General features: G+C 65.1%; 13 protein-coding genes. 7 read left to right on the top strand and 6 right to left on the bottom strand.

The genetic code is table 11. The features are described 5' to 3' along the window. Window positions 1–180: 180 nt before the first annotated feature. The 3 genes from HYG77_RS18190 to HYG77_RS18180 form a co-directional block, all read right to left on the bottom strand. Window positions 181–1,878: an AMP-binding protein gene (locus HYG77_RS18190; protein WP_208960132.1), complete on the bottom strand. Its 1,698-nt coding sequence runs from the start codon at window positions 1,876–1,878 to the stop codon at window positions 181–183. A gap of 560 nt (window positions 1,879–2,438) precedes the next feature. Beyond that, window positions 2,439–4,394 (bottom strand): AMP-binding protein, encoded by a 1,956-nt coding sequence (locus HYG77_RS18185; protein WP_208960131.1) that lies wholly within the window; start codon window positions 4,392–4,394, stop codon window positions 2,439–2,441. A 2-nt stretch (window positions 4,395–4,396) separates the two neighbouring features. Continuing rightward, on the bottom strand, window positions 4,397–5,572 hold the full coding sequence (locus tag HYG77_RS18180) for an acyl-CoA dehydrogenase family protein (protein ID WP_208960130.1): 1,176 nt from the start codon (window positions 5,570–5,572) through the stop codon (window positions 4,397–4,399). Between the two features lie 63 nt (window positions 5,573–5,635). Between HYG77_RS18180 and HYG77_RS18175 the strand changes: the two genes are divergently transcribed. Then, entirely contained in the window at window positions 5,636–6,088 is a 453-nt protein-coding gene (locus HYG77_RS18175) for a MaoC family dehydratase N-terminal domain-containing protein (protein ID WP_208960129.1), read from the top strand. Next, the gene (locus HYG77_RS18170) at window positions 6,085–6,501 is read left to right on the top strand and encodes a MaoC/PaaZ C-terminal domain-containing protein (RefSeq protein ID WP_208960128.1); all 417 of its coding nucleotides are present in this window, start codon (window positions 6,085–6,087) and stop codon (window positions 6,499–6,501) included. Before HYG77_RS18175 ends, HYG77_RS18170 begins: the two co-directional genes overlap by 4 nt. Before the next feature lie 64 nt (window positions 6,502–6,565). Here the strand turns inward: HYG77_RS18170 and HYG77_RS18165 are convergent, their stop codons facing one another. Further along, the gene (locus HYG77_RS18165; protein ID WP_208960127.1) at window positions 6,566–8,245 is read right to left on the bottom strand and encodes an AMP-binding protein; all 1,680 of its coding nucleotides are present in this window, start codon (window positions 8,243–8,245) and stop codon (window positions 6,566–6,568) included. Between the two features lie 106 nt (window positions 8,246–8,351). Continuing rightward, the gene (locus HYG77_RS18160) at window positions 8,352–9,131 is read right to left on the bottom strand and encodes an enoyl-CoA hydratase/isomerase family protein (RefSeq protein WP_208960126.1); all 780 of its coding nucleotides are present in this window, start codon (window positions 9,129–9,131) and stop codon (window positions 8,352–8,354) included. Window positions 9,132–9,375: 244 nt separating this feature from the next. Here HYG77_RS18160 and HYG77_RS18155 point away from each other — a divergent pair, with 244 nt between their 5' ends. Both HYG77_RS18155 and HYG77_RS18150 read left to right on the top strand, forming a co-directional pair. Further along, a complete protein-coding gene (locus HYG77_RS18155) occupies window positions 9,376–10,518 on the top strand; it encodes a LuxR C-terminal-related transcriptional regulator (RefSeq protein ID WP_208960125.1) in 1,143 nt (380 codons plus the stop codon). 82 nt (window positions 10,519–10,600) lie between these two features. After that, window positions 10,601–11,491, top strand: coding sequence for a helix-turn-helix transcriptional regulator (locus HYG77_RS18150; RefSeq protein ID WP_208963440.1), 891 nt, complete (start codon window positions 10,601–10,603; stop codon window positions 11,489–11,491). An 8-nt stretch (window positions 11,492–11,499) separates the two neighbouring features. On the opposite strand, the gene HYG77_RS18145 is transcribed toward HYG77_RS18150, so the two are convergent. Then, window positions 11,500–11,820 (bottom strand): 2Fe-2S iron-sulfur cluster-binding protein, encoded by a 321-nt coding sequence (locus HYG77_RS18145; protein ID WP_208960124.1) that lies wholly within the window; start codon window positions 11,818–11,820, stop codon window positions 11,500–11,502. Window positions 11,821–12,164: 344 nt separating this feature from the next. Here HYG77_RS18145 and HYG77_RS18140 point away from each other — a divergent pair, with 344 nt between their 5' ends. From HYG77_RS18140 to HYG77_RS18130, 3 genes are read left to right on the top strand one after another with little or no spacing between them, the layout of a single operon-like run. After that, window positions 12,165–13,487 carry a cytochrome P450 gene (locus tag HYG77_RS18140; protein WP_208960123.1) on the top strand — a complete coding sequence of 441 codons (1,323 nt, stop codon included), beginning with the start codon at window positions 12,165–12,167 and terminating at the stop codon, window positions 13,485–13,487. Window positions 13,488–13,491: 4 nt separating this feature from the next. Further along, a complete protein-coding gene (locus HYG77_RS18135; RefSeq protein ID WP_208960122.1) occupies window positions 13,492–14,715 on the top strand; it encodes an FAD-dependent oxidoreductase in 1,224 nt (407 codons plus the stop codon). Window positions 14,716–14,771: 56 nt separating this feature from the next. After that, entirely contained in the window at window positions 14,772–15,878 is a 1,107-nt protein-coding gene (locus HYG77_RS18130; protein WP_208963439.1) for an NAD(P)-dependent alcohol dehydrogenase, read from the top strand. The last annotated feature ends 16 nt before the right edge of the window (window positions 15,879–15,894 follow it).

The raw sequence follows: 15,894 nt of genomic DNA, 5'->3' as shown, positions 1-15,894 counted from the left end.
GACAAGCAAAGACCACCTGTCGCTGCTGCGCTGGGCGACTGAACAGTCTGGTGATCGACTATGGGCTATCGAGGACAGCCGTCACCTGAGCTGGCGCCTCGAACGCGATCTTCTCGTCGAACTACTCAAAGTGCACCCACCCCCGCGGGGCCTGCAGTCCCGCCAGTCAGGTGTCCACCATCAGGGGGCAACTCCACCCGTAACCGTAGATTGATTGAGTTCGTCCGCAACCTTCTTGCGCAGAAGATGTTTTTGGATCTTGCCAGTGGCCGTCATCGGCAACGAGCTGGCCGCGATGACTCGTTCGGGAGTCTTTTGGATCGCAACCCCCCGATCGGTCAGGTAGGTGCGAAGTGCATCGACCGTGGGAGGTTCGTGTCCGTCTTTAGGTACGACGTAGCAGCACACCTTTTCCCCCAGTCGTTCGTCAGGCATACCCACGACCGCGATGGCGAGGAGATCCGGATGACCGGACAGTTTGTCCTCGACTTCTCGGACACTGATGTTCATACCACCGCGAATCACGATGTCTTTCGTGCGACCGGTGACCCGCACGAATCCGTCGGCGTCCATGACGCCGAGGTCACCGGAACGAGAGAATCCCTCCTGCGTGAACAACTCCACGGTGTCCTCGGGACGGTTGAGGTACTCGATCATGTGTGACGGACCTCGGTAGGCGATGTCGCCCTCGGTTCCACGCTCTACCTCCAGACCGTCAAGACCGATGATCTTGACCACCGCACCCGGCATCGCCGCGCCGTCGGAGGTGATTGCCCGCTTGGGGTCGTCTTCTACGGTGCACGTGGTGGTCGTGAGGTTCTCGCTGCGTCCATACAGCGACAGAACGCTGGTAGTCGGTAGCTTGGTTTTGGCGTTCTCCACTACGGCCGCGGGAATGGGTGCGCCGGCGCAGACCCAGACTCGCAACGAGGAAAGATCCGCGTTCCGTTCCTCTTCGGCTGCCGCTATCAGAGTCTGGAGGAAAGTTGTCGCCGTAACCGCCGCGGTGCATCCGAATTTCTCGATCTCGGCCAGGCCGCGCTTCGGGTCCCACTCGGCCATCAGGTGGGATGACGCCCCGGCAAGCATCGGGAGAAGGACGCTCGTCACGAGACCAGTCGTATGGGTGATCGGTGACGGACCGAACTGCACGTCGGCATCGGTGTGACCGAACGCGACCTGCAGTGCGCGCGCCCCCGAGGCGTAGGTATTGAAGGTGTGCAGACAACCCTTCGGCCGTGAGGTGGTACCCGAGGTGTAGACGATGACGAACACATCATCCGGATGCGCACGATAGTCCAGTTCGTCGTCGACGGCGGCAGCGTCCGCCTCGGCGACGATCACGTCTTCGAGGGCGGAAATGCCCTTCTCGGTGAGGGACGTGCGCGTGTCGTGTGTGGTGCGCACAGCGATGATCGACTCGAGAGTCCCTGATTCGCGGCGAATCTCATCGAACATTGCCAGGTAGTCGAAGCCTTTGAACTCCGTCGGGGCGATCGCCGTCCGGATCGCCGCATCAGAGACAAGGTGGGAGACCTCGTCCTTACGGTAGATCGGCATGACCGGCACCATCACGGCTCCAATCCGCGACAAGGCGGCGGCGATGACGACGAACTCGACCCAGTTCGGCAACTGAACGGCAACCCGGTCGCCGGGTTGCAGACCGCGACGCCGGAGGCCGAGCGCGAGACGTTGCGACTTCTCGTAGAGCTCGCTGAACGTCAGGGCGCTAGTGCCGTCGGTGACGAAGGTCTTGTCAGGATTGCTTTCGGCACGCGAGCGCAAGAGTTCGGTGAAGTTCTCGTCGGTCCACTGGCCACTCGCATAGAACTCGTCGATCTGTGCCTGGGTGTAGCGGCCGAGATTTCGCTCGCTCATTGTGATGCCCGTCCTTCGTTACAGTGTCGCGCAATTGGACATATATTAGAATGGTTAGACCGAACTGCGCAAGGGCTCGTGCTCCGTGAAATGGACGCGCCAACGGAAGAGCCACAAACCGCGCGCGTGCGGCGCATCCCGGGCAGATCTACAGAAGTCCGGATGGCATGCACCTGGGGCACGTCTGCTCGGAGTGGCCAAACCAAAGATCACTCTTGTTGTTGCCGAGCTCATTCGGTGGCATTCCATCGTGAACGCGTCCAGTGAGGCGTTCGTGATGCCGCGCCGGAAAGAAAGGCGCTCCTCGACCTGCCGACGACGCCTGGATCAAGCCGGTGCCTCAGAGCTTCCCGCGGCCTTGGCGGTAGCGACATCGTGTACTGGGCGGAGCAGCTCCCGCCGCGGCGAGCGCGTCCAGGTCGACCAGGAGGTGCTGGGTCCCGCTGGTCCTCAGAAAGCGAACTTCGCACACCCGTAGAACTGCTCCCCGCAAGTCGAAACTGCATTTCTCAGTCCAGCTTCCGAGGAGCACTTCAGTGCGGTGTGGGGACTCGACGCACTCACTTCGCCGAGCTGGCGGTGACCACGGCACGGATCTCGTCCACGGCTTCCGGATTCTCCGCACCTGACAAGTCACCGGGATCGGTACCCAGCGCGGCGGCGCGCACCGCGCGGCGCAGAATCTTCGCCGATCGCGTCTTCGGCAACCGCGATACGCGGTGTACCACACTGGGCGCGAACGGTTTTCCTAGTTCGGCAGCCACACTGGCAATCAACTCGGCTGAAATGTCCGCCGTGTCACCGACCGCGTCCGCGCGAGGAACCCAGAACGCCCACACCGCCTCGCCCTTCTTCGGGTCCGGGACACCGACCGCAGCCGCCTCGGACACTGCCGGATGCGCGGTCAGCACCGCCTCGACCTCGGCGGGCGCAAGCCGCTTCCCCGCCACGTTCATTACGTCGTCCGAACGGCCCCGGATGTACCACTGGCCGTCGTCGTCGACGAGCGCGTAGTCGCCGTGCCGCCACATACCGGGGAACGTCGACCAGTACGCCTCCAGATAGCGTTCCTCGTCCTTCCACACCCCGCGCGTCATCGACGGCCACGGCTGCCGGCAGACGAGTTCGCCCTGTTCGCCGCGCAGCGAGCGTCCCGCGTCGTCGACGACGTCGACGTCCATACCCAGCGAGGGCCCGCCCAGTGAACAGCTGTGGATCGGTTCTACCGGGTACGGCGCGAGAAACGACCCGCCGACCTCCGTGCCCCCGGAAAAGTTGATGACCGGTACGCGCCCGCCGAAGACGTCCTTCGCCAGCCAGTCGTACGAGTCCGGGTCCCACGGCTCACCGGTCGACCCGATCGTGTGCACCGAGGACAGGTCGTACCGTGCCGCGACATCCGTCTCCCGTCCACGAAGTGTGCGGATCAGCGTCGGGGAGACGCCCAGCATCGTCACCCCATGTCGCTGCACGAGCTGCCACAGCCGGTCCGTGTCCGGTACGTCCGGGGAGCCTTCGTAGAGAACGAGAGTTCCACCGTTGGCGTGGGTGCCGACGATCGACAGCGGCCCCATGATCCAGCCCATGTCGGTGATCCAGCAGAAGGCGCCGCCAGGCTTCAGGTCGAACGAGTACGCTACCTCGCTGGCCGTCTTCACGAGGAAACCGGCGTGGGTGTGGACGGCGCCCTTCGGCTTGCCGGTCGTACCGGACGTGTAGGCCAGCGCGAACGGCTCGCCTGCGTCCATTGCCTCGACCGGACCCGGGTCACCGCCGTACCCGAGAAGCTTGGCCCAGGCAATGTCGCGTTCGGTGGAATCTACAGGCGCACCGACATTCTCGACCACGACGACCGATTGCACCGTCGGGCAGACGGCCAGCGCTTCGTCGAGGGCCGGCTTCATCGTGACAGTCTTGCGACGCCGCACGGTTCCGTCCGCGACGATCACCACCTTCGCGTCCGCGTCCTGGATGCGGGACGCGATCGCATTCGGCGCGAATCCGGAGAAGAGCGGAACGAGGACCGCACCGAGCCGCGCGACCGCATACACCGAGACGACGGCCTCGGGAATCATCGGCAGGAACAGCGCGACGGCGTCGCCCTTGCCGACGCCGAGTTCGCGCAGTCCCGCCGCCGCCCGCTCGACGTCCGCCGCGAGCTCACGGTACGACAGGCTGCGGACGGTGCCGTCCTCGGCTTCGTGGGCCACGGCCACCCGATCGGCGGCGGCCGGGCCGGCCAGCCAACGCTCCAGACACGCGTCGACGACATTCGTCCTGCCGCCGACGAACCAGTCCGGATGCTCGATCCCGCGGGAGGTATCGAGAACCTCGCGGTACGGCGACTGGAACGGCAGACCCAGATCTCGGACCACCGCGTCCCAGTACCACCGCACATCGGCGACGGAACGGGCACGGAGCTCGGCGAGGCCCGAGAGACCGTGGGCGCGGGCGAGCCGCGTGACATTCGCATTCTCGACGTAGTCGTCGGTGGGGTGCCAGGTGTAGTCGGACACGGTCAGCTCCTCGGCATGTCGAGCATGCGCTCGGCGACGATGTTGCGCTGGATGAAGGTGGAACCGCCGGCGATGGCGGTGCCGCGGGCCTGATAGGCGAGCCGGAGCCACCGCGACGCCTGCTGCGACTCCTCGTCTAGGCCGAATTGCCCGCCGGCCGGCTCGAGAGACAACCGGAAATCGGCGAGTTCCTCGACGAGGGGGCAGAAGAACAGCTTGCCGATAGAAGTGACGGGACCGGGTGGGCCGTCGTTCGCCGCGAGTGTGATGACGCGCTGACCGATGAGGTAGTGCATGAGGGCTCGACCGTACAGATCGGCGACTTTCTGCCGGATCACCGGATCCTCGCCGAGTGGGCGGCCCGCGTCGTCGGTCATTCCCGCGATGTCGGTGACGATGTCGTCGACGGCCCGTTTGGTGTTGACGCGGCCCGTCGCAATCGCCACCCGCTCGTAGGCGAGGGTGCCCATCGCGACCTTCCAGCCGCCGTCCACCTCCCCGACCACGAGGTCGTCGGGAATGAACACGTCGTCGAGGAACACCTCGTTGAATTCCGCCTCGCCGAGCATGTGCGCGAGCGGCCGCACCGTGATGCCCTCACTGTCCATCGGCACCAGGAAGAACGTGATGCCCTTGTGCCGTGGGCCGCCGCCGGTGCGGGCCAGCAGGATCGCGTGGGCAGCGATGTGCGCGCGACTGGTCCAGATCTTCTGTCCGTTGACCTTCCAGCCCCCGTCCACCTTCGTGGCCTTGGTGCGGAGCGAGGCGAGGTCCGATCCGGCGTCGGGCTCGGAGAACAGCTGGCACCAGATTTCCTCGCCGGTCAGGATGGGCCGGAGGAACCGTTCCTTCTGGGCGGGCGTCCCGAAATCGATGATGGTCGGGCCGGCGAAGTCCTCGCCGATGGTGTTGAGTCGCTCGGGCGCTCCCACCCGGTCCATTTCTTCGGTGAAGATGGCCTTGCGGATCGGGTCGGCGGCTTGACCGCCGTATTCCTGCGGCCACGACATCCCGCCGTAGCCGGCGTCGAAGAGCAGTCGCTGCCATTGCTGCCAGAACGGCACCTTGTCGACCAGATCAACCGGTTCCGGCCATGGCAGGGTCGGGACAGCCGTCTCGGCCCACTCCCGGACTTCTGCACGGAATGTGGCCTCGTCTGGGGAATCAGCGAGCTCCATTACACCCTCCTCGAAAATTTCTGGCTCAATGATACTATAGGTCAGTCCAAAAAGGAGGGCTCGATGACAAATCCTCACCCCGCCGGCGTCGTCGACCGCGTCGAGTACGACGTCGAACGCGGCAAGATTCGCGAGTTCACGCGCGCGACATTCATTACCGATCCCGTCCACACGGATCCGCCCGCGGCGCGCGACGCGGGATTCGGCGATGTGCCCGCCACCCTCACACACACGGTCGTCGCCGGACACCAGCGCGACCAGCGCGCCTTCGTCGACGCACTGGGTTTGGCGCTCGAGCGCGTGGTGGTCGGCTCGGTCACGTGGACGTACCTGCGACCACTCACCGCGGGCGACCACGTGGTCGGCACCCGCCGCGTGGTCGACGATGTGCAGCGAGAAGGCAAGCGCGGCGGCACCATGCGCCTCGTGACCTTGGAGACCGAGTACGTCGACGCCAATGGCGAGCCCGTGGTGCGGCTCGAAGAGGTCCTGATCGAACGAGGAGAACAGCGATGAGAACACCGGCCAAGGTTCGCGTCGGCGACGCCCCCGACACCCGAGTGGTCGGCCCGGTGACCCAGACGGACATCGTCCGGTTTGCCGGCGCTGGAGGCGATTTCAATCCGCTGCATCACGATCCCGAGTTCGTGGCCACGTCGGGGTTTCCGGGTGTCATCGCGATGGGTCAGATGCAGGCGGGCATCCTGGCAGGCTGGGTGTCCGACACGTTCGGCGTCGAGCACGTGCGCTCCTTCGGCGTGCGGTTCGTCGCCCCGGTCTTCCTCGGCGACACTCTGACCGTGGGCGGCACGGTGGCGGCGATCGTCGAGACGGACGGGGAGTTCCTCGCGACCCTCGACCTCGTTGCGTCCGGGGACAAGGGCCCCGTCGTCACCGGGTCTGCGACCGTGGTGGTGGCGGCGACCTGACTCACCCTGTTCATACCGCCGAAAGGGGGCGAAGCCGATCGGCTTCGCCCCCTTTCCCGTTCGGTCAGACGACAGCCCGGGCCTCTCGGTCGGCCGCGATCTTCTCCGCGATCTGCGCGCGCAGCAGGTGCTTCTGGATCTTGCCCGTCGCCGTCGTCGGCAGTGCCTCGACGATCTCCAGCCGCTCCGGGACCTTCTGGATGGCCACTCCCCGCTCGAGCAGGTAGGTCTTGATCTTCTCCAGAGTGATGTCACCGTATCCCGGTGCGGGAACGAGGTAGAGGCATACGGCCTCGCCGAGCCGTTCGTCGGGCATCGCGACCGCCGCGACACCGCGCACCGCGGGATGTGCCGACAGGAGATCTTCGACCTGTCGGACACTGATGTTCATTCCACCGCGGATCACGATGTCCTTGGTGCGGCCGGTGACGCGTACATAGCCGTCCTCGTCCATCCGGCCGAGGTCGCCGGAGCGGGAGTGGCCGTCCGGCGTGAAGAGCTTGGCTGTCTCCTCGTCGTTGTGCAGGTAGGCGAGCATGTGCATGGCGCCCTTGTACGCAATGTCGCCCTCCTCCCCGCGCGGAACCTCGTCACCGAGTTCGTCGACGATCTTCACCGACTGCATCGGCAGCGGACGGCCGTCCGAGGTGATCGACCGCTGGGGGTCGTCGTCGACGGTACACATGGTGGTGGTGACGTTCTCGGAGCGGCCGTACAGGCTGAGCACTCGCAGATTCGGGAACTGGTCGGCGGCCTTGGTGACGAAGCTCCCCGGAATCGGGGAGCCGGCGGCGACCCACAGCCGCATACTGCCGATGTCGTGGACTTCCGGGTGGTAGGCGTCCATGAGCATCTGCAGGAACGTCGTGGCGCTCACAGCGACGGTGCACCCACGTTCCTTGATCTGCTCCATCCCACGAACCGGGTCCCACACCTCGATGAGATGCGACGCCGCGCCATGCATGAGAGGGAGGATGATGCTCGTGACCAGACCGGTGGTATGGGTGATCGGCGAGGGCCCGAACTGCACGTCGTCGGGCGTGTAGGCGAACCCCTTGGCCAGCAGACGCGACCCACAGGCCATCGTATTGAACGTGTGGATGCAACCCTTGGGACGGGACGTCGTGCCACTGCTGTAGACGATGACGAACGGCTCGTCGGGTCCGACACCGGGACCGAGTTCGGCAGTCGCCTCCTCCGGGCTCACCTCCACCGACAGCGACTCGAACGACACTGATCCGTTCGGCAACTCGCCGTTACCGCGGACGACGGCGACGTCTTCGAGCGAGTCGACGGCATCCAGGAGTTCGGTGTACATGCCGGCGTAGTCGAACTTCTTGAAATGCTGCGGCGTCATCGCCAGCCGGACCCCGGCATTATTCAAAATGTACTCGACGTCGGCGCGGCGGTAGATCGGCATGATTGGCACGAGGATGGCGCCCAGTCGAGACAACGCGACGGAGATGACAGCGAACTCGATCCAGTTCGGAACCTGAACCGACACACGGTCGCCGGTGGTGACGCCGTGACGTCGGAGGCCCACCGCAAGGCACAGGGCCTTGTCGCGCAGTTGCCGAAAGGTGATGCCTCCGCTGGTGTCGTCGGTGAGGAAGATGCGGTCGCCCCGTTCGGTGACCTGAGCCTCGAGCAGGTCGAAGAAGGTGTCACGGTGCCACTGCCCGGTGGCATAGAACTCTCGGATCTGTTCATCCGAGTAGCGATCGGTGACCGATGCGAACGCCATGGGAAGCCTTCCTCTGAGCGCAGATGTGAAGAGGGAATAACACCCCGTGTTGGCTCTCACAATATAATGGTTAGACCGAAGGATCAAACAGCTACCGGTTCCGCTCTCATCGCATGGCCCATACGGGAGAACGCTTTTCGCGAAAGGCGGTGACCCCCTCGACGATGTCCTCGGTCGTGAACGCGAGTGCGAGCTGGGATTGCAGCGCCGTGAGGGCGTCGGGCAAAGACATGTCGCGGGTGTTGTTGATCGCGTCCTTGCCGAGACGCATGAGAAGCGGCGACTTGCTCGCGAGCTGGCGCGCCCATTCCTGGACTGCGGCGTCGAATTCACCGTCCGGGATGACCCGGTTGACGAGCCCCAATTCGAGCGCTTCCGCGGCGGTGATCGACTCGCCACACATCATCAGCTCGTTCGCCTTGAGCCGCCCTACATTCCGGTAGATCAAGGCGGAGATCATGAACGGGAAGACGCCGACATTGATTTCCGGGCACCCGAACGTGACCGACTCCTTGGCGAGCACGAAGTCGCAGGCCAGAGCGAGCCCGAACGCGCCCGCCACGACGTCGCCACCGGCCGCGCAGATCACGGGTTTCCCGAGGCCGCCGATGAGTTGGTAGAGCCTCGGAAATCGGTCCAGTCCGGCGTATTTGACGATCGTGGGGGTGTCGCTCGCGAACGCCTTCAGGTCACCACCCGCCGAGAAGATCTTCTCGTGCGACGAGGCCAGGACGACCACCCGGACGTCGTCGTCCCCACGGGCGCGCTCGAGCGCGGCCAGCAGCTCGTCGAGCAGATCGTCGGATAGCGCGTTGCGCGTCTCGGGCCGGTCGAGAGTGAGGACGGCGACATGCTCGTCGACGTCGTATCGGACAGGCTGCCCCATGGTACGGATCCTTTCAATTTTGGTCGTACCATTCGACCCTAGTACTTGGTCGTCGCTGGAGACAAGAACCGATGCGATTTACCTGAAGAGGGTGACTAATTTGGACTGACCATATACATTGGTGGCAGGCTCGCGACGGTGGCGAAAGGCCCAGGTGACAACGCTCTATACTGTGCTTTGTGTCACAGGGCGTGCGGCAGCGTCGTCGCCGTCCGTGCGGCAGCCGCGGCGCAAGGAGTAGTGAGTGGTCATTTCGACGAGTCCGTTCGAGCTTGCCCAGCAAGCAGTTGCCGAGTTGCATGAGCTACTGGGGAGCGAACCGAACCTCGTCCGCTTGGCGGACGGCGAGCCGGATCTGACAGTGATCCGCGCGTTCGCGGCCCGGAAACTGCGGGAAGGCCCCGAGTCAGCCGAGCTAGCTGTGCGCCTCGCGGAACTCGTGACACGACTCGACGCTGCGAGCCGGGACGACATCGCTCGCCGGCTCCACGTCCATACCGAGCAGTTCGAGGCGTTGCAGCAGGTGGTCCGCGCCATCGATGCCCGCGCCGACCACATCGCCCGGACAGTGACGCAGGAATTGTGCACGAGCCTGGGATACGGCAAGGCGATGTTCTCCGTGGTTCGCGGTTCCACCTGGTCTCCCATTGCGCTAGCGGTCAACCCCAGCCTGACCGAAGACTTCCACGAACTGGTCACGGCGATCGACGGCCGGGAGATCTCGCTGCGCGAGGCGCCCCGCGAGGCCGAACTGGTGCGGCGCCGTCGGCCGTATGCCGTAGACGGCGTGGACACCTACCGGCACACGTACCGCCCTCTTATCGACCTGTCACGTCCGGCGGGATACATTGCGGTCCCCATCGTCGTCGACTCACGCACGGTGGCAATGATTCACGTGGACCGCCAGAGCGACAGCCTGACCGACACCGATGTCCATATCGTCGGAGCGTTGGCAGGTGTCTGCGCGTCGGTGAAGGAACGTGCAGACCTGCGGCAACAGATCTCTGCGCGCAACGAGCACGTCGACGCCGAGATCCAACGCCTCACTCGCGCACTGCGACATCTCGAGCAGGCACCCGTCACGATGCCGGAACTGGCTACCTGCGAACCCCCCGCAGGCGGGCCGCGTACGGATGTCAATGCGCAAGCACTCGCCATCCCTCGCGCGCACACGCTGACGGCCCGCGAGCGTGAGGTGTTGACGCTGATGGCGACGGGCGCGACAAACGGGACCATCTCTCGGCGGCTGTGCATTTCCGACGGCACCGTCAAGTCTCATGTCCAGCGGATTTTCAAGAAACTCGGTGTCTCGACGCGAGCCGAGGTGGCAGCGCTGTGTGCCCATGCCAAGACGAATGCCCATGCCAAGACGGTGAACGGTGGCTGACGTTCCCCGCTCCGCATCACAACCCGGCGAGAACACTGCGGACGACGAACTCGATCGCGCCATCTCGGACATCCTCACCGAAATGCGCACGGCGAGTCCGGAGCACGCCGTCGAACTCGGCCGGCGTCTCGTCGACCTACTCGACCGCAGAAACACGCTCGCTTCGACGCGGACCGCCGAGATCGATGCAATCGCGAGGAGTATCGATCGCGCCGTGCACGCACTCGACGATGCCGCCTCGAGTGCGGAACTCATGCGGCGAGCGTGCGAACGCGTCGCCGAACTCAGCTCCGCGGACAAGGTTGTGATCTCGCGACTCGACGGCGACCGAATCGTTCCCCTCGCCTCATTCAGCGCCGACCCCGGCACAACGCCCGCTCTGCCCGCCGAGTTCGACCTCCCGGCAGGTTCTCCCGAAGAGCGCGCCCTCGAGACGAGCACGGTCGCGGTCGGCACCCACGTTTCCGCCGAGCTTCGAGAGGCACTGGGCGTTAACGGATTCACCGTCGTCCCCGTCGTCGTCGGTGGAATCGCTGCTGCGCTGCTCCACGTCGGTACATCACTCGACGGCGCGAGGCGCCACGCCCTGGGAGTGTTCGCCGAGGTGCTCGGCGGGTGCTTCGAGCGGGTCGGGCTCGAATCCCGCCGCGACCGCCAGGACGTCCTTCTCCGGGAAGGCACCCAGCGGTGGACCGGTAACACGGAATTCGACGCGGTGACCGCAGGTTCTCCCGACCTTGGGTCGGCCGGGACCCGGCAGGACGATGCCGAGCGGCGACTGCTCGACCCGCTGACCGAACGCGAGGCGGACGTCGTGCGGTTGATTCTCACCGGCGCGTCGAACTCCACCATCGCTGCCGAATTGGTTATCACGGTCGATACGGTCAAGTCGCATGTGAAACGCATCCTCCGCAAACTCGGCGCCACCAACCGCGCCGAATTGATCGCCAAGTATCAGTCCATCACCCGGTGACCCGGCCGTCAGGTGTCCGAGGACGGGACGGTTACCGTGACGGTATCCACGTCCGGCGTCAGCACGAGCTGGCACGCGAGGCGAGAGCACGGCCGGACACCGTCAAGGAACTCGAGGAGATCCTGTTCCTCCAACGTCGGCTCGTCGAAAGCGGGTGCGGAGTCCTCGTCCAGATATACGTGGCAGGTGGCGCACGAGCAGCTACCGCCGCATTCGGCGACGATGCCGGGAAGGTTGTTACGCACCGACCCGTCCATCACGCTCTGGCCTGCTGGGACGTCGACGGACGACGTCGAGCCGTCGGGTAGCTGGTATACGACGGTGGGCATGGGCGGTCTCCTTCGGATTGATCGGTGAGCATCTGCGCGGTCCATCTCGCCGAGGGGTTGCCGTTCCGGGGATCCGGCCGCGTTCTGTACCAGAATTGTGTCGCGGGTCACTCAACCGGCACATCACCACTTCGACGGATTACCCCCCTCCGGTGGGGTGAAGTTCCGCCGCACGAGGCCGCCCCCGACTGCGTGACCGAGCACACATACCCCGTTAGGTGGACAACTTTCGATCAATGGTGTGATGCCCCTCACTCTCGTGGCTGACAGGCTGAAGTCACTCCAGTCGGCGAGGGCGCCGCGCCACACAGCGCCGGAACTCACTGCACCACGAAGGGGAATTGATGAGCACCACAGAACAGGCCACGGAACTGATCCCGGACGCCGTCGCACGTCAGATCGTTTTGCCCGAGGGCCACCGGGACAACGACGCGCTATTCGAGGCCTACCGCTGGCTACGCGAGAACAATCCCCTCGGCCGCGCCGAGGTGGAGGGCTACGACCCCATCTGGCTGGTGAGCAAGCACGCCGACATCATGGAGATCGAGCGCCAGCCCGACATCTTCACCAGCGCTGGGGGTGAGGACAAGGGGTCCGTCAATCCGATCCTGGCGAACCAGGCCGGCGACGCGTTCACCAAAAGCATCAACAACGGCAGCCTCCGCATCCTCGAGACCCTCACCTACCTCGACCCTCCGGAGCACACCGCGATCAAGGACATCGCGCTGGACTGGTTCCGGCCGACCAACCTCGCCAAGTGGGAAACAGTTATCCGCGACCTGGCCAAGGCAGCCGTCGGCAAGCTCCTGGAGACGGATGGGCGGATCGATTTCGTCAAGGACTTCGCACTCCACTACCCCCTCCACGTCATCATGAGCCTGTTCGGGGTACCCGAGTCGGACGAGACTCGGATGATGGCGCTGACGCAGGAATTCTTCGGCACCGCCGATCCCGACGCCGTCCGTGAGGATGTCGAACCTCTCACCCCGGACGCCGCCGCGAAGCAGTGGGTGGCCACAATTCAGGACTTCTACGCCTACTTCGAGCGACTGCTGGAGGACCGTCGCGCCAACCCGCGTGACGACCTCGCGACGATCATCTCGGTGGCGCGCAACGAGAGTGGCGAGTACTACCCCAACGAAGTGGCGTACGGCTACTTCATCGCGATCGCCACCGCGGGACACGACACCACGTCGAGCACCCTCGCCGGCGGCATGCTCGAACTCGGCCGCAACCCCGACCTGCTGGCGAAGGCGAAAGCGGACCTGGCGCTCGCTCCACACATCGTCAACGAGTCGCTGCGCTGGGCATCGCCGGTCAAGCACTTCATGCGGCAGGCGACTCAGGACTACACGCTCCGCGGTCGCGACATCAAGAAGGGCGACCGATTCATGCTTCTCTACCAGTCGGGCAACCGTGACGCGGACGTCATCCCGGATCCCGACCGCTTCGACCCGACCCGTCGGCCCAACAAGCACATCGCGTTCGGCTACGGCCCGCACATGTGCATCGGCCAGCACCTGGCTAAGCTGGAGCTCAAGATCATGTTCGAGGAGTTGCTCCCCCACATCGAGTCGCTCGAGCTGGTGGACGACACCAAGATGATCCAGACCAACTTCGTCGGCGGACTCAAGAACATGCCCGTCCAGATCCAGTTCACCAGGTAGCGTGATGTCGCACCCAACACCGACCGTGGTGATCGTCGGGGCCGGGCATGCCGGCGGCACACTCGCCGGCATGCTGCGGCAGCAGAAGTTCGACGGCCGCATCGTCCTGTGCGGGGACGAAACCCACCCGCCCTATCACCGCCCACCACTGTCGAAAAAGTACGCCGACGACGAGTTCGTCCAGTGGCTCAGACCGGAAGCGTTCTACGCCGACAACGCGATCGAGACGCTGCTGGGAGACCCGGTGGTGGGGATCGACCGCGACGCCCGAACCGCGACGACGGCGTCCGGCTCAGTCCTCGAGTACACGACACTCGTCCTCGCGACAGGCGCCGCGCCGCGAACCTTGACGTTGCCGGGGAGCGATCTCGAGGGTGTGCTCAGTCTGCGCACGCTCGCCGACGCCACGCTGCTGCGCGACGCCGTGCACACCGGATCGGCACTCGTCATCATCGGCGGTGGGTACGTGGGTCTCGAGGTCGCAGCGTCGGCCCGGGCGCGCGGATGCGACGTCACGGTGATCGAACGGGAAGACAGGGTGCTGGCGCGGGTCGCCAGTCCGGAATTATCCAGTGTGCTCACCGCATTTCATCGAGACCGCGGAACTCGCATCATCACAGGCGCCGAGGTCCGCGAGATTTCAGGCACGGACGGACGGGTTAATGGGGTCGCGCTCGGGGATGGTACCGAAATCCCCTGCGACATGGTCCTGGTGGGTGTGGGTGCGATCCCGAACGACGCGCTGGCCCGGGAATCGGGTATCGAATGCCTCGCGGGTATCGTCGTGGACGGTTCGGCACACACCAGCGACCCGGACGTCCTTGCGATCGGGGACGTGACCTACCGACTGCACGACACACTCGGCAAGATGGTGCGGCTCGAAAGCATCCCCAGCGCAGTCGAACAGGCGAAGCAGGCGGCGGCGGTCATCATGGAAGCGCCACTTCCTCCGCACGAGGTACCGTGGTTCTGGTCCGACCAGTTCGACCTGAAAATGAAGATGGCCGGGATGGTCGGCCCCGACACGAGAGCTGTCCTGCGCGGCAACCCCTCCGAGTCTTCCTTCGCCCTCTTCCATCTGAACACCGACGGCATTCCGGTCGCCGTCGAGACCGTCAATGCTGCAGCCGAATTCATGGCGGGCAAGAAATTCATCAGCAACCGCACCAAGATCGACCCCGCCGCGCTCGCCGACCCCGTTATTTCGTTACGGGAAGCCGTTCTCTGAGCATTTCGATTTCGGCCGGTCTCACTCGCCGGCCTTCAAGACATGGAGTAATGATGATGGAAGCATTCGCAGCAGTCGCGAGAGAACCGGGCACCGAGTTCACCCTGGAGTCGATCACTATCGAAGGCCCCCGCGCCGGTGAAGTACTCGTGGAGATCGAGGCGGTCGGTATCTGCCACACCGACCTCGCCGCCCGCGACGGGGCCCTGCCGACCGCGCTGCCCGCCGTCCTCGGACACGAAGGATGCGGCATCGTCAAGCAAGTCGGCGACGGCGTCACCAAGGTCGCCCCCGGTGATCGGGTCGCCATCACCTTCAACAGCTGCGGTACCTGTCCGTCCTGCACCACCGGGGCGCCCTCGTACTGCCACCAGTTCATGCACCTCGCCTACGACGGCGTCCGCGACGACGGCACCGGCCCGATCACCACCACCGACGGTGAGTCTCTGACCGGTCTGTTCTTCGGGCAGTCCTCCTTCGCCACCCACAGCATCGCGTTCGAACGCAACGTCGTGAAGGTCCCGGGCGACGTCCCCGCCAAATTCCTCGCACCCCTGGGTTGTGGGATTCAAACCGGCGCAGGTGCGGTGATGCGCTCACTGAACTGCCGACCCGGATCGGCCGTGCTCGTCGCCGGTGCCGGATCCGTCGGTCTGGCCGCCGTGATGGGCGCCGTCGTCCGCGGCTGCGCCACGATCATCGCCGTCGAACCGCACCAGTCGAGGCGTGAGCTCGCCCTCGAACTCGGCGCCACCCACGTGGTCGACCCCACCGCCGGCCCGGTCGCCGAGCAGGTCCGGGCCATCATCCCCGCCGGGGTGGACTACGCCATCGACACCTCCGGCATCCCCGCCGTGATCGAATCCCTCGTCGGCGCCATGACCTTCCACGGCAAGATCGGTCTCATCGGCGTGCCCGCCGACCCGGAGTCGTCGGTGCCGCTCAACATCATCAACTCCCTCGCCATGGGGCTGACCATCACCGGGATCATCGAGGGCGACAGCGTCCCCGACGACTTCATCCCCGAACTGGTCGACCTGTACAAGGCCGGCAAATTCCCCGTCGACAGACTCGTCACCACCTTCCCCTTCGCGAAGATCAACGACGCGATCGACGCCCAGCACCGCGGCGAGGTCCTCAAACCCGTCCTCGTGCACCACTGACCACCCACTCCGACCC

The sequence above is a fragment of the Rhodococcus sp. ZPP genome, assembly GCF_017656075.1.
In the GTDB taxonomy this organism is placed as follows: domain Bacteria; phylum Actinomycetota; class Actinomycetes; order Mycobacteriales; family Mycobacteriaceae; genus Rhodococcus_F; species Rhodococcus_F oxybenzonivorans.
Note: the sequence above shows the minus strand (reverse complement) of the source record. Positions and strands in the feature narration are given on the sequence as shown.